The organism is Mesorhizobium sp. 01N446, from assembly GCF_056399285.1.
The window spans coordinates 811,982-836,547 of record NZ_JBFTRA010000002.1; the positions used below are offsets into that span (position 1 = coordinate 811,982).

Here is a 24,566-nt window from a genome sequence, read left to right on the forward strand (position 1 = left end):
GTGGCAAAGCTGCAACCTCCCCCCTCGTGGGGGAGATTGGCTAACTTCCAAACCGCGCCGCCGTCCACGCCCCGCCCGCCGCGTTCGACGCCACCGCCGCGGCGACAAACTTCACGCCGCGCGCGCCGTCGACCACATCGGGCACCTGCGCCGCGCGCGCCGGATCGACCGTGCCCCCGGAGCGATGCGCGCGGATGATATCGGCGGCGTCGCGGTAGAAATTGGCGAAGGCCTCGATATAGCCTTCCGGATGCGCTGCCGGCATGCGCGACACGCGCCGGCTCTCGGCGGTCGAACCATGGCCGCCACGCACCAGCGTGCGGGTTTCCTCGCCATAGGGCGAGAAGCGCAGTTCCTCCGGCCGCCCGCCCGACYATTCGAGCCCGGCTTTGTCGCCATAGATGCGCACGGATAGATCGTTGTAGTGGCCGGGCGAGGTCTGGCTGGCCAGGATCGTGCCGCGTGCGCCATCCGTCCAGCGCACCATCACATGCGCATTGTCGTCGAGCCGGCGTCCGGGCACGGCGGTGAACAGGTCCGCCGATACCGCCTCGGCCTCGCGGCCGGAAATATAGCTTGCCAGATTGAAGGCATGCACGCCGATATCGGCCAGCACCGCCGACTGCCCAGCGCGTGCCGGATCGGTGCGCCATTCCGCCTGCTTCTGGCCTTCGGCGTCGATCGGTTTGGTCAGCCAGTCCTGGATATAGGCGCCATGCACGGAGACGATGCGGCCAAGCGCGCCAGCCATGACCATTTCGCGCGCCTGGCGGACCATGGCGTAGCCGGTGTTGTTCAGCGTGACGACGAAGCGGCGGTTTTTGGCGCGGGCCAGCGTCACCAGCGCTTCGGCGTCGCTGAGCGTGGTCGACAGCGGCTTGTCGCAGATCACGTCGATGCCGGCCTCGAGGAAGGCCGTGGCGATCGGCGCGTGCAGATGGTTGGGCGTGACGATGACCACCGCCTCGATGCCGTCAGGCCGCGCGGCTTCCGCCAACGCCATCGCATGATAATCGGCATAGCTGCGCTCCGGTGCGATGCCGATCTCGGCGGCGGAAGCGGCCGCATTTTCAGCGTCGGATGACAGCGCGCCAGCCACTAGCGCGATCTGGTCGTCAAGACGCATGGCCAGCCGATGCACCGCGCCGATGAAGGCATTGCGTCCGCCGCCGACCATGCCGACCCTCAGGCGCTTGCCCGCCGACCCATCCGATGTTGCATAGACCATGTTTTCTCCTCCGGGTAGATCATTGGCGACGCGCCAAGCCCCGGCTACCACTTTCGAACACAATTTCCAATTTCCGTATTGTAATACGATTGTGCCACGCTAGCCTGAGATGATGAGTGGGGCGGGCAAATCTTCGCGACGATCTCTCAGCGACGAAGCGGCGACGCGCAAGCGCGGGCGCTCTCTTGCCGCGTTGGGCTATATCCAGCCGCAGACCTATGAGGAACTGCGCGCCGTGCTCTCTTCCGGCACCGTGCATTTCCCCAAGCGGCTGCGTCAGGTGGCGATCTTCATGTGGCAGCATCCGAGCGACGTCGCGCTCGGCACCATCGCGCAGGTGGCCGCGCAGGCGGGCGTACAGCCCTCGACGCTGGTGCGTTTCGCCCAGATCTTCGGCTATTCCGGCTTTTCCGATTTCCAGGGCCTGTTCAAGGAGCACGTCAAGGGCTCCTGGCCGGAAGCGCGCGGCGAGCCGCGCCCCGAGGCCGAGCCCAATGCCGCCATGCATTTCCTGCACGGCATGGTCGGCGCCTCGCAGGCTTCGCTCGGCCGCATCGAGGCCGGCTTCGACGTCCAGAGCTTCGAGACGATGGTGACGCTGCTGGCGGCAGCCGACCTGATCTATGTCATCGGCTCCAAGCGCGCCTTCCCGGTCACCGCCTATCTGTCGCTGACCTTGTCTCAGCAAGGCGTGCGCAACGTGCTGGTCGACAATGTCGGCTCCTCCGCGCTCGACCAGGTCGGCTGCATCGGCGGCCGGGACGCGGTGCTGGCGGTCTCCTTCAGCCCCTACAATTCGATCACGCCCGACCTGGTCGCGGTGGCGCATGAGCGCAAGGCCCGCATCGTCACCATCACCGACAGCACCTTCAGCCCGCTCATCCCCCTGTCGGACAGCTGGCTGGAAGTGGTGGAATCCGACTTCGCCGGCTTCCGCTCGCTGGCAGCCTCGCTGGCGGTCGGCATGGCGCTGGTCCAAGGCGTTGCCGCGCGGCGCGGCACATAAGGCGCCACCGGCACAATTGACTATCGGGAATTGCCGTTCCATATTTTGAAAAATAGAAACTTTGTTCCGGGAGGAGGAATGGAGCTTCATCTCCAAGGCAAGGTCGTGCTGGTCACCGGCGCGACGCAAGGCATCGGCCGCGCCATCGCCGATGCGCTGGCGCGTTCCGGCGCCGGCGGCCTGCTGATCACCGGACGCGACGGCAAACGCGGCGACGCCGTGGCGGCGGAACTGTCGGCCGCCGGCACGCCGACCGTCTTCGTCGCCGCCGACCTCGGAGACGCGAAAACCCCTGCTTTGCTGGCGCAGGCCTGCATCGACCGCTTCGGCCGCATCGACGGCCTCGTCAACGCCGCGGGGCTGACCGACCGCGCCTCCTTCCTCGATGCCGGCCTCGACGACTGGGCGTCGCTGTTCGCGGTCAATGCGCGCGCGCCGTTCTTCCTGATGCAGGCGGCGATCGCCGACATGCGGAAGCGCGGGGAGCCCGGCGCCATCGTCAACATCCTGTCGATCAACGCCCATTGCGGCTCGCCGGAACTCGCCGTCTACTCCGCCACCAAGGGCGCGCTGGCAACGTTGACCAAGAACGCCGCCAACGCCCACCGCTTCGACCGCATCCGCGTCAACGGCATCAATGTCGGCTGGACCGACACGCCGGCCGAACGCGTCATGCAGGCCGAGACGCTGGGCCATGGCCCCGGCTGGCTCGACGCCGCCAACGCCGCGCAGCCTTTCGGCAGGCTGCTCAAGCCGGACGACATCGCCAACCTTGCGGTCTTCCTGCTTTCCGACGCGGCCGGGCCGATGACCGGCGCCGTGATCGACCAGGAACAGTCGGTGATCGGGGCGAACCGGTGAACGCTGCTTCGACATCGCCGGAAACACTGGGGCCGGCCTTGCTGGACCGGCTTCCGGCCGCGGTGCAGACGCCTGGATATGACCGGACAACCCTGGCGCCCGGCATGGCGCATCTCGGCGTCGGCGCCTTCCACCGCAGCCATCAGGCCGAATACACCGATGATTTGCTGGCGCGCCAGTTCGACCGCTGGGGCGTCGTCGGCATCAACATCCGCCCACCCACCCTTGCCGACACCCTCGGCCGCCAAGGCGGGCTCTACACAAGGCTGATCCGCGAAAACAGCCACATCGAGGCGCGTATCATCGGCAGCATCGTCCGCGTGGTGGACAGCCAGGACAGCGCCGCACCGGCGCTCGGCGTGCTCTCCTCATCCGATATCGAACTGGTGACGATGACGGTGACGGAGAAAGGCTATTGCCACATCCCGTCGAGCGGCGCGCTCGATCTCGACCATCCCGACATCGTCCATGATCTCGCCAACCCTCATGCGCCGCGCAGCGTGCCCGGCATCCTTGCGCGGGCGCTGGAAATGCGCCGGGCCACGCATGGCCGGCCGCTGACGCTGCTCTCCTGCGACAACATCCCGGCAAATGGCGTCATCCTGGAAACTGTCGTACGGAGCTTTGCCGAACGGCGCAGCAACGGTCTTGCCGACTGGATCGTGGCCAATGCCGGCTTCCCTTCCGCCATGGTCGACCGCATCGCACCGGCGGTGACGCAGGATGACATCGACAGCGTCGAACAATGGTTCGGCTACCGCGATGCGGCCGTCGCCGTCTGCGAGCCGTTCCGGCAATGGGTGATCGAGCAGAAATTCGCCGGCCGCGTGCCGCGCTGGGACCTGGTCGGCGCAACCTTCGTCGACGACGTCACGCCGTTCGAGCATCTCAAGATGCGGGTGCTGAACGGCGCCCAGACGACGCTCGCCACGCTCGGCGTGCTGGCCGGGCTGGAACATACATCGGATGCCATCGCCCACCCGCTGCTGTCGGCCTTCGTCAGGCGCATGCTGGTCGAGGAGACGCTGCCGACGCTGATGCCGGTGCCCGGCATGGACCCATCGGCCTATATCGAGCAGAGCCTCGGCCGGCTGAAGAACACGGCGATCCGCCACCGCAACCACCAGATCGCCACCGACGGTTCGCAAAAGATCGTCCAGCGCCTGCTCAACCCGATCCGCGACCGCTTGAGCCAGGGCGCCAGCATCGGCCTGCTGTCGGTGCCGGTCGCCGGCTGGATGGCCTATCTCATCCAGGCCTCTGACCGCTTCGGCAAACGCTGGCCGGTGTCGGATCCCTATGCCGGCAAGGTCGCTGATATCGCCGACGCGACCGGGCGCGATGCGCCGGCGCTGGCCTCCGGCATCCTCGCCAGCGACACGATTTTCGACCCAGGTCTCGCCGCGAACCCTGCGTTTCGCGCGGCCGTGACTTCATCGCTGGACGAGCTGCTTTCGGACGATCCGATCGCGGCTGTCCGGCACAGTCTGGAACAAGATGAGATCGCAAGGTTGAAACGATCCAAACAATCGTCATTATGAACATCGGCGGTGAAGACACGGCCAGGGGAGGCACTATGAAACTTGGACTGCTCACCGCGCCATTCGCGGAGACGCCGCTTGGCGAGGTTGCCAACTGGGCAAGCTCGGCCGGCTTCGAGGCGCTGGAAATCGCCTGCTGGCCGAAAACGTCCGGCGCGACCCGCCGCTATGCCGGCACCAGCCATATCGACGCTGCTTCCACCTCGCCCGCGCAGGCCAAGGAAATCGTCGCCTCGCTGGCGGAGAAGAAACTCACCGTTTCCGGCCTCGGATACTACCCGAACCCGCTGCATCCCGATCCGGCCCACCGCGAGGCGGTTATCGGCCATCTGAAGAAGGTGATCGTGCTGGCCGCCAATATGGGACTGCCGGTCGTCAACACCTTCTTCGGCGGCGATGCCGCGAAGCCCGTCGACGTCAACTGGCAGGACGCGCTGAAGGTCTGGCCCGAAATCGTCGCTTTTGCGCGGGGCCACGGCGTGAAGCTTGCCTTCGAGAACTGCCCGATGATCTTCAGCTATGACGAATGGCCGGGCGGGCACAACATCGCCTATTCGCCGCAGGTCTGGCGCCGCATCCTGGAGAGCTGGGGCGGCGATGTCGGCATGAATTTCGACCCCTCGCATCTGGTCTGGCAGATGATCGACCAGGCCCGCTTCATCAGGGAGTTCGGCCCCTACATGCTGCATGTCCACGCCAAGGACCTGATGATTGATCATGATGGTTTGTACGAGCGCGGAATCCTTTCGGCCGGGATAGGCTGGCAGGTGCCGCGCATGCCGGGGCTGGGCGATGTCGACTGGGGCGGCTTCTTCTCCGGCCTCTACCGCGCCGGCTATGACGGATCGGTCATCATCGAACATGAGGACAGGCGGTTTGAAGGCAGCGACGAGCAGGTCAAACGGGGTTTTCTGCTCGCCCGCGACGTTCTGCGGCCCTACGTCAAGTGAGGAAAGCATATCGCCCAAAACTGTCTCGCGGTTTTGGGGCAACGACATGCGGAGGACAACGAGTTGAGCCGCGTGTCTCTCTTTCTGAGCGACTTGGTTCAACGACTTGGAACTGAAACTGAAAAACAATGTGGAGGAAGACTGAAATGAAGAAAATTCTGACCATGGTGCCGCTGCTTGCGGGCGCAGCCTTGCTGGCCTCGGTGGGCGTCTCGTCGGCCGCCGGCAAATACACGATCGGCATTTCCAACACCGTGCAGGGCAATGGCTGGCGCGAGGAAATGGTCTGCGCCATGAAGGCGCAGGCGCTGGCTTCCGGCGAGGTGGCAAAACTCAACATCGCCCACCGCAACACCGATGCCGCCGGCCAGTTGGAGGACATCCGCAACCTGATCAGCGCCAAGGTCGACGCCATCGTCGTCAACCCGGCCGATCCGGCCGGCATCAAGGCGGGCCTGGAGGAAGCCACCAAGGCCGGCATCGTCGTCGTCGCCGTCGACCAGGCGGTCACCGAACCGTCGGCCTACATCATCTCCAACAACCAGGAGGAGTACGCCTATCTCGGCGCCAAATGGCTGTTCCAGCAGATGGGCGGCAAGGGCGAGGTGTTTTACATGCGCGGCGCGGCCGGCGCTTCGGCCGACTCTGATCGTGACAAAGGCTTCAAGAAGGCGCTGGCCGAATTCCCCGACGTGAAGGTGGCGCAGGAAGTCTTCACCGGCTGGCAGCAGGACCAGGCCAAGCAGCAGATCCTCTCCTTCCTGTCGACGGGAACGCCGATCAACGGCATCTGGACGTCCGGCATCGACAACGTCATCGTCGACGCGCTGGTGGAATCGCAGGCGCCGCTGGTGCCGATCGTCGGCGCCGACAATGCCGGCTTCGTCGGCCAGCTGAGCTCGGTCAAGGGCCTGGTGGGTGCTGCCGTCACCAACCCCGGTTCGATCGGCGGCGCGGGCGTCACGCTCGCCCTGCAGATCCTCGACGGCAAGAAGCCGGCGCAGCAGACCGTGCTGGTGCAGCCGCAGCTCTGGGAAAACGCCACCGAGGAAGGCAAGGCCAAGCTGAAGGCCGCCGCCGACCCGTCGCTCAGCCCGGAATGGCCGGTCTCGATCTCGATCCCCGACTGGACGACGTACACGAAGGAGCAGATCGTGGCGTGCAAGGGGCCCGGCGAGTAAGGGCGGGGCTTTCGCTAGCGGACCATCCGTCAGCGCCGCCCCTCACCTGCCTGCCGGCATCCTCTCCCCGTATAGTGACGGGGAGAGGGACGCTGTCGTCGCCGATTTCGCCAATCTTCAACGTTGCAGACCGGCGCCGCAACCAGCTTCTCTCTCCCCGTTTACGGGGGAGAGATGTCCGGCAGGACAGTGAGGGGCGGCGCCGACGTTCGAAATGATTTGAGCACATAAATCGAGACCCAAACCATTTGAGCACCAGCCCCCTCCTCGACGCCACCGGCGTCGCCAAGAACTACGGCGCGGTTGCAGCGCTCCGCAACGCGTCGCTTTCCGTGCTGCCCGGCGAGGTACACGCGCTGATGGGCGCCAATGGCGCGGGCAAGTCGACGCTGGTGAAGATCCTGACCGGGGCGATCTCGGCGAACTCCGGGCGCATCCTGATCCGTGGCGAGGCGCGTGACATACGCTCGCCCGCCGCCGCGCGCCGCGCTGGCCTGCTGCCCGTCTACCAGGAGCCGTCGCTGATCCCCGATCTCGACGTGCTGTCCAATCTCAGGCTGACCGGCACGCCGGTCGAGCCGTTCCGCGCCTGGGTGCGCGAGCTCGGCATTGCCGATCTCGATCTGCGCGACACCGCGCGCGACATTCCACTGGCCGTGCTGCGTGTGCTCGACCTCGCCCGCGCACTGGCCGTCGAGCCCGACGTGCTTTTGCTCGACGAGATGACGGCGGCGCTCCCCGCCAACCTCGCCGAAAAAGTGCTGGAAGTGGTGCGCCGCCAGGGCGATGCGGGGCGCGCCGTGATCTTCATTTCGCACCGTTTCGTCGAGATCTCGGCGCTCTGCGACCGCGCCACCGTGCTGCGCGACGGCGAGACCGTCGGCGTCGTCGACATCGTGCCGGGCGTCGAGGAAAAGATCGTCGAGCTGATGCTCGGCACCCGCATCGTGAAAACACATGTCGCCGCCCGCAGCGCCGCCGAGAAGGCAGCGCCCGCCCCTGCACGTCCACGTCTTTCCGTGCACAATCTGCGCGCCGGCAGCAAGCTCAACGACGTCTCCTTCGATCTCAGGGACGGCGAGGTCGCCGGCGTCGTTGCGCTCGAAGGCCAAGGCCAGGACGAGTTGTTTTCAGCCCTTGCCGGCTCGATCCGCCCTTCGGGCGGCACGATCGAGATCGACGGTTCTCAGGTGAAATTTTCGCACCCGATCGACGCCATCCGTGCCGGCATCGCCTATGTGCCGGGCGACCGTTCGGAAGCGCTCGCCATGCAGCGCTCGGTGCGCGAGAACATCGCCCTGCCCTTTAGTGCGGCGCTGCGCAACTGGGGGCCTATCCCCATGCGCCGCGAGCGCGACACGGTGCTCAGCGCTATCAAGCGCCTGCAGATCGACACCCGCGCCCAAGGCGAGGTGCAGCGCCTGTCCGGCGGCAACCAGCAGAAGGTGACGATCGCCCGCTGGATCGCGGCGGATGCCCGCACCATCCTGTGCTTCGACCCGACGCGCGGCATCGATGTCGGCACCAAGCAGGAGATCTATCATCTGATGCGCGAGCTCGCCGGCAACGGCAAGTCGGTGCTGTTCTACACTTCGGAACTGGAAGAGGTGCAGCGCGTCTGCGACCGCGTCATCGTCATCTTCGGCGGCCGCCTCGTCGACATCTTTCCGGTCGAGGAGGCCGACGAGCCGGCGCTGATGCGCGCCGCCTACGGCCTGCCGCGCGGCACCAAGGCCGATATCGGCATTCTGGCCGACCCCTCGTCGAATTCAACGAATTCGACGGAGGCGAATCCATGAACCACTTCCTGCGCCGCCAAGGCTGGGTCATCGGCCTGTTCGCCCTGCTCATCGTCCTGTTCATCGCCACCAAGATGATCCAGCCCGGCTATGGCAGCGGCGATTTCGGCTCGCTGGCGCGGGCAGTCTTGCCGTATGCCTTCGCGGTGGCAGCCCAAACGGTGGTGGTCATCGCCGGCGGCATCGACCTGTCGGTCGCCGCCATGATGGCGCTGACCAGCGTCACCGCCGCCTCGATGATGGCGGGCGCCTCGGAAGAATACGCGCTGTTCGTCGTGCCCTTCGTGCTCGCCATGGGTCTTGTCCTCGGCGCGCTCAACGGCCTGTTGATCGTCGTCACCCGCGTGCCCGACATCGTCGTGACGCTCGCCATGCTGTTCGTGCTGCAGGGCGCGGCCCTGCTGGTGCTGGACGCGCCGGGCGGTGCGGCCGCCGAATGGCTGAAGGCGCTGATCTCGGGCACGGTGCCGATTTCAGGCCTGCCCGACGCCATCGATGCCTGGGTGCCCAAGGCGCTGCTGGTGCTGATCGTCTGCCTCTGCGTGATCTGGATGCCGCTCAGGCGCTCGCGCCTTGGCCTCTCCATCTACGCCATCGGCTCCAGCGAACTGGCGGCGTTCCGCTCAGGCGTGCCGGTCAAGCGCACCCGCATCATCGCCTATGCGCTGTCTGGCCTGTTCGCCGCCTTTGGCGGCCTGGCGCTGACCATGAGCACCGGCATCGGCGCCCCCATCCCCGGCCCCTATCTGCTGGCCAGCGTCGCCGCGGTGGTGCTGGGCGGCGTCGCCCTCGGCGGCGGCAAGGGCGGCCTGCTCGGCCCCATCGTCGCCGTCTTCGTGCTGCGCCTGGTGCGCACCGACCTGACCCTGCTCGCCATCGACCCCAACGTCACCGCCATCATCGAAGGCGCCATCATGGTGGCGGTGGTGATGTTCGGCGCGTTCATCACGATGCGGGGGCGGCAATGATGGGGAGGCATCGGCGCGCCTTTCTTCCTTCTCCCCTTGTGGGGCCCGAAGGGCGGGCGAGACCGTTGGCTCGCCCCGGGGGTGGCCTCGCGAAGCGAGGTCGGATGAGGGGTGCTCCAGGGAACGCCAACGTTGCATTCCGTCACCCACCCCTCATCCGTCTCGGCGCTGCGCGCCGATCCACCTTCTCCCACAAGGGGAGAAGGGAGAGACGCCCCGCGCCACCCCAATCGCGAGCCACCCCATGAGCACGTCAGCGATCACCCCCGTCCCCTTCGGCCGCCGCATAAAGCGCTTCATGGCCGACCGGCCGCTCGTCCCGCTGATCATCCTGCTCGTCATCCTGGTGGTGAGCCTGCAATTCCTGCGGCCCGGCATCGTCAACGAGCGCTGGATCGCCAACACGATAAAGTTCGCCATTCCGCTGGCGATCCTGGCCGGCTGCCAGACCATGACCATGCTGACCGGCGGCATCGACCTCTCGGTCGGCACGGTGGCGACGATGAGCGCCTTCATCATGGCCACGCAAATCGTCAGCCAGGACCCTTCTATCGCTTTCCTGCTGGCGATGATGCCGGCGGTGCTGATCGGCCTGGTCAACGGCATCGGCGTCGGCGTCTTCCGCGTCCACCCGCTGATCATGACGCTGGGCACAAGCCTGATCGGCACCGGCTGCCTGCAGGTCTACCAGCGCACGGTGATCGCCTCGGGCGCGAAGATCCCCGACTTCCTCGCCTGGCTCGGCACCGGCGTCACCTGGGGCTTTCCCAACGCCCTGTTGCTGTTCATACCGCTGGCCGCACTGATCGTCTTCACGCTGGCCCGCACCGGCTTCGGCCGCCTGCTCTACGCCGTCGGCGACAATGAGCGCGCGACACGCCTGTCGGGCGTGCAGTACTGGCAGGTCATCACCGCGCTCTACGTCACCTCGAGCCTGCTCGCCGGCATAACCGGCCTGCTCTATATCGGCTTGATCAAGGCCCCATCGCTCTCGCTCGCCGAGCCCCTCGTCCTGCCCTCGGTCGCCGCTGCCGTCATCGGCGGCACCTCCATCTTCGGCGGCCGCGGCGGCTACACCGGCACCATCATCGGCGCCCTGATCCTGACCGTGCTGACGACGCTGCTGACGATCTTGCAGATGCCGGAGGGGGCGCGGCGGATATTGTTCGGGCTGATCGTGCTGTTCGTGACGGCGGCTTATCTGAGGATTGTGGAGGAGCGGTAGTTGATGGGTTGACCGGCCGCTTTAGGCCGTCTGCATCGAGAAGCCAGGCTCACTGCGATGTCCCTGCGGTAAGGGTGCTCGCCTGCGCCGGCGGCTTGCCCGGCAGCAATGTCTTCGCGTCAGGTTCGAGGTAGTCCTGTGACAGATCCAACGGATTCCAGTGCACGGAATCGGAGAACAACCCAAAGATATCGCCGCTGGTGAATTGCACCGGGTGGGACGTCGCGGCGAAGAGCGACTCGTCGTATTCGGACGCGATGTCGGCGGGACTGTATCCCATCAGCTCCAGCACGGTAGGAACGATCTGGAAATGGCTCGCCTTGCCGCGATTGGCCGCGGCGCCGGCCGCGAAACGCGCCCTCAGCGCCGGATCGGCGGCATAGGCCATCAACGGAACCAGACCCACGCGCGGATCGGGATTGAAGATGGTGCAGTGGGTCGATTCGCCGACTTTCAGCAGCTGCCCGTGGTCGGAAGTATAGAGCATCGCGGTATTCGAAAGATCGGCTCTCTCGAACAGTTCTTGCATGAAATAATCGACCGACCAGCGGATTGCGTTGCGGTAGGATGCCATGCGTGTCGCAACCGTATCATGGCCGGCCGACGCCACTGTGGGGCCGTAGACCGCTTCCGATGGAGGATATGACCAGTCATAGGGAAAATGCGCGCCGTTCTTGTTGGCGTAGATGAAGACGGGCTGGCTGCCGGCCAGCTCGCCGCGCAGGATCTCAATCAAACGGAGATCGGCGTGGTCCATCGCTACATCGTCTATGAGATAGGTCTTGTCGATGTCATGCTTTTCTCGCGCCGTCATGAAGTTCGTGTTCCCCAGGACGACGACTGCCTTGGCGGTCGACTGCGCGTCGATATACACCGTCCGGTATCCGGCCTTCTTGGCGTACTGCCAGATCGTCGGGTTGGTATTGACGGAATGGGCCAGGTCGCGACGCGACGCCGCGAGGCGCAGTATGGCGTTCGAATAGACGCTGCAATCGCCGCCGGACACGGCGGGACCGAAATTGACGAATTTGCCCGCGAGGGCGGCGATGCGGGGCGTGTGCGAATTGCCAGGCGTCAGATCGACGAAATCCCCGCGAACGCTTTCGTCGATCATCATGACGATGTCGCGGGGCCTGTTCTGCGCTGTGGCGTTCCATGCGACGGAGCGGCGCTCTGGAGCACCTTGTGTCATGATCCGCTCCGCGGCCATCGCGGAAAGAGCCAGCGGAGCGAATTGTTTCGGCATGCCCGAGGAGCCCCCGCCGTCCTTGGCGTAAACCACGGCGGCAATAATCAGGATCGGCAACACGGGCAGCCAGGCCATGCGCCCCATCCATCTCGATAGCCGGGCGCCTTTCGCTGCTGGCGGAACCGAAAGCGACGCCACGCCAAAGGCCATGATCGCGGCGGCGGGCCAGATCAGCCGATCGTAGAAACTGGCGGCCTCGCCGACGGAATTGCGGCTCGCCCAAAGGGAAAGAATATCGAAGACCGACAGATCGGCGTTACTTGCCTTGAAATAGAGCCAGGCTGCCGCGCTCGACAGGGCAAGCGGCACGGCCCAGAGGAGACGTGTGACGAGCCGGGGCTGAAATGCTGCAAACAACAACGCCACTATCGCCAGTCCCCAGATTGCGAGGAATGAGGCCAGCGTGGTGAAGCGCCCGTTGGCAACGAGATTCCCGACCCGATCCCAGAAGTCGAAACTGGTGATCGCCACGAAACCGGCGATCATGATCAATTTGACACATAGGGCGACCACGCCCCAGCGGCTGTGATGTTCGGCCGGAGCCTGATCGGCGCGTTCACCTGCGGCCGGCATGGCGACGCCCCGGGTCTTGGGATGAGTTGACGACAAAGATGCGGCGACCGTTACGTCGGACGTGCATCCGCCTCGAAGACGAACCGCGGACAAGCCACTCGCCCGCCCCTGGAAGAATGCCGTTCAGACGGAGGTCCGGTGACAGACCACCGCTGCGCGTCGGTGCATGGTCTGGTGACCGGTGGTGGGCGACGCGTTCGCAGGCACGGCTTGGTCCGTGCGCCGGCCACTGGCCTGGCATGCCCTGCAGTTCCTGGAACTCCAGCCCTAAAAAGCACCGCCATGTCACACCGGTCGCTTGGTGTCGCATCAGTATTTCACGAGTTCTGACGTTAGCTCTTGATCGGCTCGCAAGGTTGGTCGTCCGCTATGCCCCATTCTCCGCCAGGAAATCATGGTCTTCACCACCTGCCACATGTATGCGGTTGTCCAGCGGCTACGCTACAGGGAGTGAGCTTTGAGAAGCCTAGCCAGCCTGTGATGGCTCAAAGGCCTCTCAGCTTGCCGCTAGCATCTGCTCATATGAAATCCACGGCTTCATTCATTTGAAGGAGACCAGCGTGCATTGGTCTTCGCGATAGCGCATTGCCGGTCACCGTAATTTCTGTCGTCCGGCCCAAGTCGTGCTCACAACTGATGTGTCTCAGCCCGGGCCTGCAGCTTGTCTCCCGCAGCGAGCCAAGCGTCGGTTGATGCCCGGTCTTGCTGCAATACTGGCAGGTCATCACGGCGCTCTGCGTCACCTTGAGCCCGCTCGCCGGCGCCTGCGCGATATCGGCCTGATCAAGGTCCCGTCCTTCGCCGAACCCCTGGTCCTGCCCTCGGTAGCGGCAGCCGTCATCGGCATCTTCGGCGGCCGCGGCGGCTACACCGGCACCGGCGCCCTGACCGTGATGACGACGCTGCTGACGATCCTGCAGATGCCGGAGGGGGCAAGGCGGATTTTGTTCGGGCTGATCGTGCTGTTTGTCACGGCGGCTTATTTGAGGATTGTGGAGGAGCGGTAGAGTGTGGCTGCCTGTGTCCTGAAACGGTCTCCAAACCGTCGCGGAGTGTAGGCTCTGCGCGTGAATCTCCCGACCTACTTCAGAAAGTTTTCGGTGACGCCAATCCCGTTGTGAGCTTTACAAAAGCCTCGTTGGCAATAGGATACAAAATTTTGTATGTTTCTGAAACTCGTCGGCCTAGCTGGCTGAGCAGGGTAAGGGGATGTCGGTGAATGCAAGTTCAACTGAAACAGCTAAACGGATGCTGGAACCTAGGATACGCGCTGCACAAACACACTCTTTCAAGTGTCTATTTGGGCGACGACATATACGGGCATCCTCAGTTCGACACGACGCGGTCTGAACCAGGCGAGGCCCTCTTTAAGCTCAAGTATCGCAGTGATTGGTCGCAGGTCGGCCTGATCGCTGGGCAAATCCAAACCTCGTTGCTGCCGCTTTTCCAGAATGTCGGGCTAATCATTCCTATGCCTGCATCGACTGTCCGGGTTCGCCAGCCGGTCAATGAAATTGCCAACGAGCTCGGGCGACTCACGAATATTCCTGTCTTCGACACCATCGTCGTAAAGGCCGACCCGCCGGAGGGAAGCCCACAGCTCAAGAACATGAATACCAGGGCGGAAAAGGACGCGGCCTTGCAAGGACGGTTTTCTATAAATCCCAGCATAACAAACGAAGGCAGTTGGAACGCTTTGCTGCTCGACGACTTATTTGACACTGGCGCAACTATGGATGCTGTGTGTCAGGCCCTTCGGGCCTACCCAAAAATCGATCAAATCTACACCGCCGCCGTTACATGGAAATAAGCCCATGACCACTGTATTTATCGCAGGATCGATCGCCATCAGCAGACTTCATGAGAGGGTCAAAGCGCGGATCGAGAAAATCGTCGCATCTGACCTAAACGTTGTAGTCGGTGACGCTGACGGCGCAGATTCGTCTATCCAAGAATGCCTTCTTGGATATGGGGCCAAGCGAGTTAAGGTTTATTGCAGCGGCGATCGCCCCCGCAATAATCTTGCCGGGTGGCCTGTTAATAATGTTTATCCAAAGGCACCACCGGGTAGCAGAGCGTTCTATACAGCAAAAGATTTGGAAATGGCTCATGATAGCAATTACGGCCTCATGATTTGGGATTGTAAAAGCACAGGGACGTTGAGCAACGTTATAGAACTAATCAAGGAAGAGAAAAAATCCGTCGTCTTCGTCAACAAAAATAAGGAATTTCTTACTGTAGCTGACGTTGATGGGTTGAGTCATTTGCTCTCATTTATGTCGGACCATGCTCGCGCAAAGGCCGAGGAAAAAATTGGGCTTTCCTCGAAAATCGCAGCCATTTCACAACAGCAGCTCTCTCTGGTGACTAAGGAAGATCAATCCAAGCAAAAGTCGAGTGAGACCATTGTGCCTGTAGCGGAAAATTCAGATTCGGCCCACGCAGCAAACATGAAGCTAAGGTCTACTTTGATGGAGGCCATCGAAAAACATGTTAAGGCGCAGGGATGGACGCAAGCAGAGGCTGCACGCAGGCTAGGCGTTACACAGCCGCGCATTTCCGACCTCTTGCGTCACAAGACTGGAGTATTTGGTCTCGATTCGCTTGTTAACATGGTGGCCGCAGCTGGCCTGCACATCGAAGTGCGCGTGGCCGCATGACCCAATTCCTGCTGCTGAAATAGCGGAGCGAAGCAGCTTGGCGACCAGGCGACCGTCTGCATCTCGCTCTCGTCACATCAGCGCACCTGCACGTCACAGATGACAGACCGCTATTGTCGTCACTGGTCATGCGTCCGACCATTGGAGCGATGAATTTCATGTCGCAATGATCGCGCTAACTTCAGCCAACAGAAGCGGCGAGAGGCCAAGACTATCAGGTGGTCGGGTCCTTAACCATTGAAGGGCGGTTGCGACGTCGAGATCCTTCCTGGCAGAAAGCTCGTTGAGCTTCATCGCGGTAACTCGTGATAGCCCGAGCGCAATGAAGCTGATCATTGTTTTGTCGGATGCTCCGACTTCTAAATAGAGAGGAAGCGACGGTATACTCGCTACGAGGTCGACCATTCCTGCGCTGTCGAGCGCATATACTAGGAGAGCGCTGTAGCAGCCAAACAAGCGAACCGCCTGAAACCGAATTTCGGTTTCGATCAGATCGAGCGTGTTGCGAATGATGGTCTGCGGGGCCTTCCTGGTGTCACGTTTGATTTGTTCATCGATGATCTGCGGAAGGGCTAATCCTCGCATCCATTTGAGCGCCATAAGAGCGTGAAAACGGTGTAAACCTTTTGACGTGTCGATACCAAGAATGATCTCATGGCAAAGTTCCAGAATATCCGCGTATGACTGGAACGCTTCGCTTTCACGCGGATGTCGCGGAATGAGAGTCTTCGCCGCGTCGACGCCTTGGCCAATAATCACCTTGAGACGGTTAAAGAGACGCTGCTGTTTGTGCGCCGAAATGTTGGGCGTCCGGCGCAATATCTCGGCCGGAATGGACACCATCGCTTCGGCCGCGACTAGCGCGGCTGACAAGACTTGAGCCTCAGGACCGTCTGCGGCAATTCCAATTCGTGCAAACGTGGTCGAAAGTTCGCCGCGCTTGTGATCGAAATAGAGGCGACCGAAGGCCGTCTCAAGATCGGGCTGATCTCTCAGACCGGCTGCTACCTGATCGACAATGACAGTGACGAGCTGCGCCTCATGCTCCCTCACGCTGGTCTCAATAGCTGGGACGACGATGGAATCCTTCGGACCGTCTAGAGGTTTCTTTTTCCAATTGGCGTAGTCGATGAGAAAGATATTGCCTTGGAATTCGCGTCGCAGCCTACCGGCACGGCCGGAGAGGTTCCAAAAATCGGTGGATTCAAGTGCGTTGGTACGCCCTTTCTCTGGCGCATACATGAAAATGTTCTTGGCAGGCAGATTGACGCCTTGAAGGAGCGTACTTGTGCATACGAGATAGTCGATGTGACCCGAAGAAACAGCCGCTTCCACGGCTCGGCGAAGCTGGGTCGGGATGTTCGAATAGTGGAAAGCGATGCCCCGTTTGACGCATTCCACGAGGACATAATTCGGGTGAACCGCCTCTTTGGCAAGCTCGGCCAAAGCTAGTTGTTCCTCGGTGGGCTCCCGATCGGAGAAAAGGTCCGCCAGCTGAATCGCTATCTTCTCTGCTTCTGCGGCACCATTCGCATAAACGATGTTCGATTGGCCGAGTCCAAGCCGAGCGGCAACGTGGACCAGTTTCTCCACGCGACTCGCAATCGTTTGATCCAGCTGGAGACTGATTACTTCGACAGGCGCTGCAGACCCGTCGCCGACGGTATGGATAACTATCCGGCCCTTGGTCACAGAGTCGATTTTCAAAGTGAGAAAATTCTGCGCAACAGTGGGTTCAACCGACGCGAACTCGACCACGTTTGGCAGACCAAACAGTCGAGCGAAGACCCCAAGGTTTCGAATGCTGGGGCTAGCAAAAAGGATCTGGGTCTCAGGATTGCGCGAGAGTAAGTCGTCAATGACCCATTGAAGGAGCACCCCGCGAGCTCCGTCGGCGATGGAGTGAGCCTCATCGACCACCACCACATGCATATTGAAATCCGGGTGGGCCGCAAGCGCGAGCTGAACGCGCTCCTGCGTCATGACGTAAATCGCCCGAGTTGGAAGTGCAGTTTCCGCGTCGATCGGGATAGTGACGATGTCCGGAATGTGGCCGGCGAAGCCTTTGAATTGAGCAGTCAGATCCTCTGCGACTTGGCCGATCAGTGCGCGCGTGGGCACGAGATACACAATGGATTGAGGGCGGACCGCAGCGAAAAGCGATGTCAGGTAATTTTGTAGGACAAAGGATTTTCCGGCCGACGTCGGTGCGGCCAATGCAATCCGTCTTCTGGTTACAAGGCTAGTCCATAACTCGTGCTGAAAATCCGTGAGGTAGATCTTCTGCTGATTGACGGCGATTCTGCGCCCATCGGCAGAGGCAATCTCTTCGGTGACTAGAACCAGTGGCAGTGACGCTTGGGCACCAGCAACTTCCGAACGCGTGCTGAACGACGGAAAATTCCCAAGCCGCGCTAGGACAACACGGAGCGCTTGGTCCAATGGGAGTTTCGACGCGCCAAAAAGCTCATACGTGCAGGTCGCCACGCGGAATGCTGCCTTTCGATGCCGCTGGTCGCTCGAGCAAGCAAGAATCGCAGCTGCGCGAATAAGCTTGCTCGCTTCGTCCGCGGTGACCGCGATCTCTTCCGTCCCTAGTTCTTTGCGTAGCCACGCTAACTCTATGCGGCGCGATGCCTCGTGAAATTTCGCGTTGGCCCAAACCTTCTCGATCAGCTCCAAGGTCATGACTTCCAGCCGATCTTTGCTTGAAACAGATCACGCAGTTCCTGGACAGAAGGCACTGGGAAGAAGAAAATCTCTATGGGGCGGTTGGCGAGGTTTGCTGCCGTGATGGTCCCTGCCAGCTTGGGCGCCAACTCCTTCAACTTCGCTTCTGCGAGTTTTATGAACTCCGCGTCGACCTTCTCGGGTTGCGTCGACGCCAGTGCGTGAAAAGCATCAAAATTGAAACCAAGCAGACAGGTCGTCACGTCATGGCGTTCATTGTATGCGTCGTCGTAAGGATCAAGGTACTTCAGGACGGCCGATTTGCTTGTGTCATCAAGACCGGAAAAATCGATATAACGCTGCACAAGTTCAATCTCGTGCTGCAGCTTAGCAGGCTCCAACGCTTCTGCTATAGATGAAATTGCTGCAGTAATCGCGTCGCCAACGTCGGAGTAGAGTTTCGACTCGCCCCAATACAAGAGCAGCCGTGATTGCTCGGCGGAATAGCGCACGTGGATACCATCCGAACCATGGATAGGCATCTCTCGGTTGGTCTTTAGGGACATTTTCGCAACCAACTGCGGTGCGTCCAAAATCCACTCAGTCAAGAGGTACAAGAGCAGTTCGCCGGCTTCGCCGTTTCGGTTGGTCGCTTCATTGGCGCGTTTGAAAAGAGCCTTGGCGGATTCCGAAAGCTGCGAGACTTTGAGTTTGAAATCGTCCACACTCACCTTGCCGTAGAGGTCATCGACGGCCTTAACATCGGATCGCGGCAGCGCGAACGATGTTAGAAAGTGAGCGACAGCATCAACGAGTTCATGAATGGTAGCCTTTCCTTGCCGCAACGCTGGAAAATGCAATCTCAGGACTACACCTTCACATTCGCATTTGACTGTGTGATCAAGTGCCCGAAGGCGTGGCAATAATTTCGAGTAATCACGCCGCAGACCTGCAAGAGCGACCTCCAAATCCAACGCCTCATACTCTGCATTCTTGCCTAGCGTCACGTCGTCCCGCATATCAATTTAATGAATTCGCGCACGTTGGGGCCTAGTTAACACCAAAGGCAAGTGGGCGACGTCAATTTAATGTTGCATAAAGGTCAAGATCCGGCCACGTCACGATGACAGCATAGGTTTTGAAAATTGGATGCTTTGGTCTGCCGAGTCTATCCCGGTCAGCGATCACCTTGCTAAACTGCCGCGAAAGCAGGATGGCGGCGAATGAGGCGACACCCCACCCTCACCCACCCCTCACCATCCCCCCAATCCCCTCCAGTAGCACCCCCTGCTCCCCCACCCAGAACCAGTGGTCCTCCCCCTCCACCTCGACAAACCGCGCCCCCGCTATCCGCGCCGCCAGGTACCGCCCGGCCTCCACCCGCACCGCCCGGTCACCCCGGCGGTGCAGCACCAGCGTTGGCGCCCTGACTTTTGACAGCAGCGGGCGGACGTCGGCGTCGCGCAGTGCCTGCAGCAGGCCGGCGACGGCGCCGGGGCTGGAGGCGGCCCTGAGCAGGCCGGCCCACCAGGCGCGGGCATGGCGGTCGGAGGCGAGGCTGGGCGCGAAGGTTTCGATTTCGGCCGGGCCGCCCCAGCCGGCGAGCAGGCGCTGTTGCCACAGGTCATATTGCGCCGCTGTCAGCGCGAAGGGATAGTCGGGCGCGCGGCTGCCCTTGGCGAGCGAGCCCCAGAGCACCAGGCCGGTCAGGCGGCCAGGGTGGTCGACGGCAAAGCGGATGCAGCCCGGCCCGCCTTCCGAGGCGCCGACCAGCAGGGCTTTGCGGCTGCCGGCCGCATCCATCACCGCCAGAATGTCACGCGCGGTGGCCTCGACGGTCGGGCGGGCGCCGACGCGGTCGGACAGGCCCATGCCGCGCCGGTCGAACAGGATCAGCCGGCCGAGCCGCGACGCGGCATTGAGCCAGGCGCGGCAGCTCCTGTCTTCCCAGATGCGCTCGACATGCGAGATGAAGCCGGGCACCAGCACTATGTCGGCCGGGCCGCTGCCTATGGTCTGGTAGGCGATATGGATGCCGTCCACGGCGACATAGCGGGTTCTGGGCATCTCCGGTTCGGCATTGCCCGCGCGCAGCAACGCCAGCGTGGCGGGGTCCGGCGCCACGCCAAGCTCCTCGCGCAGCAGCCGCACGCAGATCTCGCCCTGGCGCTCGGCCGCCGCCCGGTCGCCGGCGGCGAGATGGGCGCGGATCAGGTGGCGGTGCGCGCTTTCGCTCAACGGGTCGAGGGCGGCAAGGCGCGTGGCGTGCAGCACGGCGCCGCGCGCATCGCCCCCGGCGATCCTGGCTTCCACCAGCCGCTCCAGCGCCTGCACCAGCCGGCTGCGCAAGGCCTCGCGGCGGAAGAACACCCATTCCTCGAATTCGGGACAATCCGGCAGCGCGAAGCCGGCGAGATAGTCGCCGGTGTAGAGGCCGGCGGCCTCGTCGAGAAGCCCGGCATCGCAGGCATGCTCGAAGGCGATTGCGTCGGCCTCGACCAGGAGCCCCGGGCGCAGGCTGAGCGATGCCGCGCTGGCTGAAACGACCTCCTCGCCGAACGCGATGCGGATCTTGTAGAGCGTGCGCCGCAGGCGGGCGCGGGCGGCTTCCGCGTCGGCCTCGGGCCACAGCAGCGTGGCGGCGACGTCGCGCGCTACGGGTCCGCCGGCCTCGGCCAGGTAGATGACAAGCGCCGCCGCCTTGCGCAAGGCAAGCTCTATGCGCCGCCCGTCCAGCCGGAACTCCGGAAAACCCAGAAGCCTGAGTTGTATCAGTTCCATCGATCCGCACGCGGCCGCGCAAGGAGAGGACGTTGAGGGGACGCCGGCCTTCTATCCATCCCCCCGGTTTCGCGCCGATCCGGCCCGATCAACTCCCTTGGAGCGAGAAATGTCACCGGTCAATACATCAAGCCATCGCACACCAGAACGGCTCACCTTGGGCGCCAGCACCCGGCATGGAGGCTGAACCATGTGCCAGACCTGCCTTTCCTGGTATGCGCGCTGCGTCGCCCCCTATTTCGTCCATGCCGGCTGTTCGGCCGGCGCCTTCACGCAAATGCGCAGGCGCCTCATCCCGAGGGCTGAAGGTGTCGTCGTCGAGGTCGGCTTCGGCTCCGGCCTCAACCTGCCCTATTACGACGCCGCCCGGGTCGAGCGGCTGGTCGGCATCGACCCCGACGGCACCATGCTCGGCCTCGCCGCGCCGAAGAGCAGCACCTCGCCATTCCCGGTCGAATGCATCCGCGCCGGCGGCGAAAGCCTGCCTTTGGCCGACGGCATCGCCGACACGGTGGTCGTCACCTATGCCTTCTGCACCATTCCGGACCCCGAGGCGGCGCTGAGCGAAATCCGCCGCGTCCTGAAGGCGACGGGCCGGCTCATCTTCATCGAGCACGGCCAGGCCGAGGGGCCGCGCCACCGGCGCTGGCAGGAGCGGCTGAACCGGCTGTGGGGATCGATTGCCGGCGGCTGCCACCTCAACCGCGATCCGCTGCGCCTGATCGGTAGCGCAGGCTTTCGCCTGCTCGAGGTGCAGCACAGCCGCTTCCCCCTGCCCCTGTGGCAGTTGGGCAGCCACCACGCCGGCATCGCGGCGGCTGGCTGACGGGGGCGTTTGCCCGTGCGTCGACGTCGCGCCCGGAGCTGCGAGCGTCTAGCCGCTCACAGCGCCAGGCTCCCCTGCTCCGCCTCCTCGGCATTGGGATCGCCGGGGGCCGTGGCCCAGGCGAGTTCGACCAGCGTCACGGTGCGCTTTCCCGTGCCGTCGATCTGGCACACGATGAGGCCTTGTTCCTCGATATAGGTCAGGAGACGGCGCGCGCGGCGCAGCGAGTGCGAACCGTAGGCGCGGGCGATCGCGGCATCGCTCGGACACGGCCAGCCTTCCTTGGCGGCACGCGCGATCATCATGAACACGCCCTGCATGTCGTCGGGCAGCAGCGAGGCGCGCACGGAAACATCGCGCCACGCATCGTCCTGCGTGGTTTCGGAGCCGAGGCCGGCGCGGGCGCGCGTCAGCATGCGGCGGAATTCGGCGAGGTCCGGCACCACCGAGGCCAGGCCCTCGATGCGGCAGCGCACCACGAACTCCTGGTAGAGCACGCCGATGACGCGGAAACCCGCGTCGGGCTGCGCCAGGATGGCGCGCAGCACGCGGTCGACCCGCTCGCGCCGCTCCGCCAAATCCTCGGCGCTGATTTGCGGTTCCGGCGGTTCGGGGCGGATTTCCAGCGCCGCAGACTTTGCCGCCATCAGCTGGTCGAGCAGGTCCGGCGAGGCCACCCGGCGCGGCGTGCGCACCGTCTCGGGCGGCGGCGCCGCCAGGATGATCGCGCGGGCATCCTCAAGTGCGGCCTCCGGCATCGCCATCAGCCGTGGCGTGCCGTTGCGCGGGCTGGTGTCGGTCGGGCCGATGCGTAGGCCGAGCGGCCGGCGCGACAGCGCCGGTCCCAGCGCCATGAACTGCCCCCGCTCCAGATCGCGGAACGCTTCCGCCTGCCGCCGCTCCATGCCGAGCAGATCGGCGGCGCGCGCCATGTCGATGTCGAGGAAGGTGCGGCCCATGAGGAAATTCGAGGCTTCCGCCGCGACATTCTTGGCGAGCTTGGCCAGACGCTGCGTGGCGATGATGCCGGCCAGCCCCCGCTTGCGGCCGCGGCACATCAGGTTGGTCATGGCGCCGAGCGAGAGTTTGCGCGCCTCGTCGGAAACCTCGCCGGCCACCGCCGGCGCGAACAGCTGCGCCTCGTCCACCACCACCAGCATCGGGTACCAGTGGTCGCGGGCGACCTCGAACAGCCCGCCGAGGAAGGCCGCGGCGCGCCGCATCTGGTTCTCGGCGTCGAGCCCTTCGAGGTTCAGCACGGTGGAGACGCGGTGGATGCGCGCCCGCTCGCCGGCCGCCTGCAGGCCGCGCTCGGTATGCTCCTCGGCATCGATCACCAGATGGCCGTAGCGCTCGCCGAGCGAGACGAAGTCGCCTTCGGGGTCGATGATGGTCTGCTGCACCCAGGGCGCGCTCTGCTCGAGCAGGCGGCGCAACAGATGCGACTTGCCGGATCCCGAATTGCCCTGCACCAGAAGGCGGGTCGCCAGCAGTTCCTCGAGATCGAGGTTTGCTGGGGCGCCCGCCGTGGTGTGTCCCATCTCGATCGCAACGGTCATGTCTCGACTCAAAAAGGTCTCCTGCGCGGCATGGGGCTTAGCAACCCAGGTGCTGCCCGTCGAGCACCGATGGCCGGCCGGCGGGTGTTGCGCACAGTTGTGAAGGACGGTGAAGGGGCCGCGAGAGCCGCCGCCCCTGTGGATAGTAACTTGTTGTTCACCATGGGCCGGCGTTGCGGTTGCGGATGCCGGCCATCCGCTTAGCCTGACCTTGCATCACGCCCCAACGGGATGCACCCCAACGCCCCCAAATGGCGGCCGGCGTCTTCAAGTTTCGTTTCTGTATGCGCCGGTCGTCAGTTTTTTCCGTTACAGCGTCGCGCTTTGCGGCGGCACCGGCGCCAGGGGCGGCGCATCCAGCCCCTCGAACGGGTCGCGCCACGCGTCGATGGCTTCGAGCCGGCGATACCAGCTGAAGAGCGCGGGATAGTCGCCGAGCGGCAGGCGGGCGGCATCGTTGAAGGGCAGGAAAGCCGCCATGCGGAAATCGGCATAGGAAAGCGACGTCCCGACCAGCCATTGCCGGTCGGCCAGCTCCGCCTCCAGGATCGCGGCCCCCTTGTGGAACTCTTCCAGCCCCTCGCGGACCTTTTCCTCGTCGATCGGCCCGATGCCATAGCGCTGCTTGGTGCCGCGCTCGAAATGCACGGCGTCGCAGGCCCGCATGAAATTCTCCTTGCCCCAACTCAGCCAGCGGATCATGTCGGGTTCGTCCTCGCCGCTGCGCCAGAAGTCGGAACGCGCCGTGCGCGACAGGAGGCAGGCAATGGCGTCGGCCTCCCACAGGCTGCCGCCCGGCCATGCGAGGATGGGAATGGAAAGGTTGGGGTTGAGCGCCCGGAATCGCTCCGCTTGCCCCGGCGCAAAGGGTGACGCGAATTCGAAAGTCACCGGCGCATCGAGGTGACGCGCCACCGCGACCGCCAGGCGCGGATTGGGATTGCGGCTGAAATACAGTTTCATTCCGCCCGCGGCCGCCTCGACCTTGTCATTCATGAATGCCTCTCTCCTCGTCCTGGCGAACATGCCAGATCAAGGGCGCGGCCGGCAGGTGCAATCCGACAAAGTGTGGGTTGACCACCATCGATGGCGAGGCGACACTTCATCTCGCACCAAGGCAGGAGGAATTGCGATGGACGAGCCCGAACGGTGGCGCCACATGTCGACGGCGCCCAAGGACGGCAGCCGGATCCTGGTCACGGTCCGTCCCTCCGAACAGGGGCCGGCCGAAGTCGACCTCGCCTACTGGTCGCGCGGCGACCAGTTCGCCGGTGAAGGCTGGCGCGCGTCCGACTCCTCGCCCGGCCGCGTCGTCGAATATGCCGAGCCGGAGCTGAAATGCTGGATGCCCCTGCCCTCGGCCAACCTCAGCCGCGGCGGCTCGATGCCGGCGCCGTGGGAAGGCGACGACGCCCAGCAACTGGATGGGTCCGGGATTTAGCGGCGCCACAAGCCACTTTAGTGCAACATCTTACGGCTGCCGGAGTTT

General features: G+C 63.6%; 19 protein-coding genes and 1 pseudogene. 13 read left to right on the forward strand and 7 right to left on the reverse strand.

The annotated features are described in order from the left end of the window. Positions 1 to 40: 40 nt before the first annotated feature. Entirely contained in the window at positions 41 to 1,228 is a 1,188-nt protein-coding gene (locus AC1DPX_RS12285; RefSeq protein ID WP_477236882.1) for a Gfo/Idh/MocA family protein, read from the reverse strand. A 112-nt stretch (positions 1,229 to 1,340) separates the two neighbouring features. Here AC1DPX_RS12285 and AC1DPX_RS12290 point away from each other — a divergent pair, with 112 nt between their 5' ends. The 8 genes from AC1DPX_RS12290 to AC1DPX_RS12325 all read left to right on the forward strand — a co-directional run bounded on the left by AC1DPX_RS12290 (position 1,341) and on the right by AC1DPX_RS12325 (position 10,759). Next, positions 1,341 to 2,234, forward strand: a complete 894-nt coding sequence (locus tag AC1DPX_RS12290; RefSeq protein WP_477237503.1) for a MurR/RpiR family transcriptional regulator — start codon at positions 1,341 to 1,343, stop codon at positions 2,232 to 2,234. A 78-nt stretch (positions 2,235 to 2,312) separates the two neighbouring features. Then, positions 2,313 to 3,095, forward strand: a complete 783-nt coding sequence (locus AC1DPX_RS12295; RefSeq protein ID WP_477236884.1) for an SDR family oxidoreductase — start codon at positions 2,313 to 2,315, stop codon at positions 3,093 to 3,095. Then, on the forward strand, positions 3,092 to 4,636 hold the full coding sequence (locus AC1DPX_RS12300; RefSeq protein ID WP_477236886.1) for a mannitol dehydrogenase family protein: 1,545 nt from the start codon (positions 3,092 to 3,094) through the stop codon (positions 4,634 to 4,636). The genes AC1DPX_RS12295 and AC1DPX_RS12300 overlap by 4 nt, the downstream gene beginning before the upstream one ends. A 35-nt stretch (positions 4,637 to 4,671) precedes the next feature. After that, positions 4,672 to 5,586, forward strand: coding sequence for a sugar phosphate isomerase/epimerase family protein (locus AC1DPX_RS12305; protein ID WP_477236888.1), 915 nt, complete (start codon positions 4,672 to 4,674; stop codon positions 5,584 to 5,586). Positions 5,587 to 5,732: 146 nt separating this feature from the next. Continuing rightward, positions 5,733 to 6,767: an ABC transporter substrate-binding protein gene (locus AC1DPX_RS12310; RefSeq protein WP_477236890.1), complete on the forward strand. Its 1,035-nt coding sequence runs from the start codon at positions 5,733 to 5,735 to the stop codon at positions 6,765 to 6,767. Positions 6,768 to 7,015: 248 nt separating this feature from the next. Further along, complete coding sequence (locus tag AC1DPX_RS12315; protein WP_477236892.1) at positions 7,016 to 8,566, forward strand: sugar ABC transporter ATP-binding protein; 1,551 nt, start codon at positions 7,016 to 7,018, stop codon at positions 8,564 to 8,566. Continuing rightward, a complete protein-coding gene (locus AC1DPX_RS12320; protein ID WP_477236894.1) occupies positions 8,563 to 9,534 on the forward strand; it encodes an ABC transporter permease in 972 nt (323 codons plus the stop codon). Before AC1DPX_RS12315 ends, AC1DPX_RS12320 begins: the two co-directional genes overlap by 4 nt. A 244-nt stretch (positions 9,535 to 9,778) precedes the next feature. Further along, positions 9,779 to 10,759 (forward strand): ABC transporter permease, encoded by a 981-nt coding sequence (locus AC1DPX_RS12325; RefSeq protein ID WP_477236896.1) that lies wholly within the window; start codon positions 9,779 to 9,781, stop codon positions 10,757 to 10,759. A gap of 49 nt (positions 10,760 to 10,808) precedes the next feature. Here the strand turns inward: AC1DPX_RS12325 and AC1DPX_RS12330 are convergent, their stop codons facing one another. Further along, positions 10,809 to 12,581 (reverse strand): sulfatase-like hydrolase/transferase, encoded by a 1,773-nt coding sequence (locus AC1DPX_RS12330; protein WP_477236898.1) that lies wholly within the window; start codon positions 12,579 to 12,581, stop codon positions 10,809 to 10,811. Between the two features lie 705 nt (positions 12,582 to 13,286). Here AC1DPX_RS12330 and AC1DPX_RS12335 point away from each other — a divergent pair. The 3 genes and pseudogenes from AC1DPX_RS12335 to AC1DPX_RS12345 all read left to right on the forward strand — a co-directional run. After that, a pseudogene (locus AC1DPX_RS12335) lies at positions 13,287 to 13,588 on the forward strand (ABC transporter permease); the annotation flags it as partial. A gap of 212 nt (positions 13,589 to 13,800) precedes the next feature. Continuing rightward, positions 13,801 to 14,391 carry a ComF family protein gene (locus AC1DPX_RS12340; RefSeq protein ID WP_477236900.1) on the forward strand — a complete coding sequence of 197 codons (591 nt, stop codon included), beginning with the start codon at positions 13,801 to 13,803 and terminating at the stop codon, positions 14,389 to 14,391. A 4-nt stretch (positions 14,392 to 14,395) separates the two neighbouring features. Next, entirely contained in the window at positions 14,396 to 15,241 is an 846-nt protein-coding gene (locus tag AC1DPX_RS12345; protein ID WP_477236902.1) for a helix-turn-helix domain-containing protein, read from the forward strand. Positions 15,242 to 15,397: 156 nt separating this feature from the next. Here the strand turns inward: AC1DPX_RS12345 and AC1DPX_RS12350 are convergent, their stop codons facing one another. The 3 genes from AC1DPX_RS12350 to AC1DPX_RS12360 form a co-directional block, all read right to left on the reverse strand. Further along, positions 15,398 to 17,929, reverse strand: a complete 2,532-nt coding sequence (locus AC1DPX_RS12350) for a DEAD/DEAH box helicase (protein ID WP_477236904.1) — start codon at positions 17,927 to 17,929, stop codon at positions 15,398 to 15,400. Beyond that, positions 17,926 to 18,930, reverse strand: a complete 1,005-nt coding sequence (locus AC1DPX_RS12355; RefSeq protein WP_477236906.1) for a HamA C-terminal domain-containing protein — start codon at positions 18,928 to 18,930, stop codon at positions 17,926 to 17,928. Before AC1DPX_RS12355 ends, AC1DPX_RS12350 begins: the two co-directional genes overlap by 4 nt. 223 nt (positions 18,931 to 19,153) lie before the next feature. Continuing rightward, a complete protein-coding gene (locus AC1DPX_RS12360; protein ID WP_477236908.1) occupies positions 19,154 to 20,692 on the reverse strand; it encodes a bifunctional AfsR/SARP family transcriptional regulator/alpha/beta hydrolase in 1,539 nt (512 codons plus the stop codon). A gap of 190 nt (positions 20,693 to 20,882) precedes the next feature. Between AC1DPX_RS12360 and AC1DPX_RS12365 the strand changes: the two genes are divergently transcribed. After that, a complete protein-coding gene (locus tag AC1DPX_RS12365; protein WP_477236910.1) occupies positions 20,883 to 21,518 on the forward strand; it encodes a class I SAM-dependent methyltransferase in 636 nt (211 codons plus the stop codon). Positions 21,519 to 21,574: 56 nt separating this feature from the next. Here the strand turns inward: AC1DPX_RS12365 and AC1DPX_RS12370 are convergent, their stop codons facing one another. Both AC1DPX_RS12370 and AC1DPX_RS12375 read right to left on the reverse strand, forming a co-directional pair. Continuing rightward, positions 21,575 to 23,077 carry a helicase HerA domain-containing protein gene (locus tag AC1DPX_RS12370; RefSeq protein ID WP_477236912.1) on the reverse strand — a complete coding sequence of 501 codons (1,503 nt, stop codon included), beginning with the start codon at positions 23,075 to 23,077 and terminating at the stop codon, positions 21,575 to 21,577. A 309-nt stretch (positions 23,078 to 23,386) separates the two neighbouring features. Next, positions 23,387 to 24,040: a glutathione S-transferase family protein gene (locus AC1DPX_RS12375; RefSeq protein WP_477237505.1), complete on the reverse strand. Its 654-nt coding sequence runs from the start codon at positions 24,038 to 24,040 to the stop codon at positions 23,387 to 23,389. 169 nt (positions 24,041 to 24,209) lie between these two features. Between AC1DPX_RS12375 and AC1DPX_RS12380 the strand changes: the two genes are divergently transcribed. After that, on the forward strand, positions 24,210 to 24,518 hold the full coding sequence (locus tag AC1DPX_RS12380) for a hypothetical protein (RefSeq protein ID WP_199641822.1): 309 nt from the start codon (positions 24,210 to 24,212) through the stop codon (positions 24,516 to 24,518). The last annotated feature ends 48 nt before the right edge of the window (positions 24,519 to 24,566 follow it).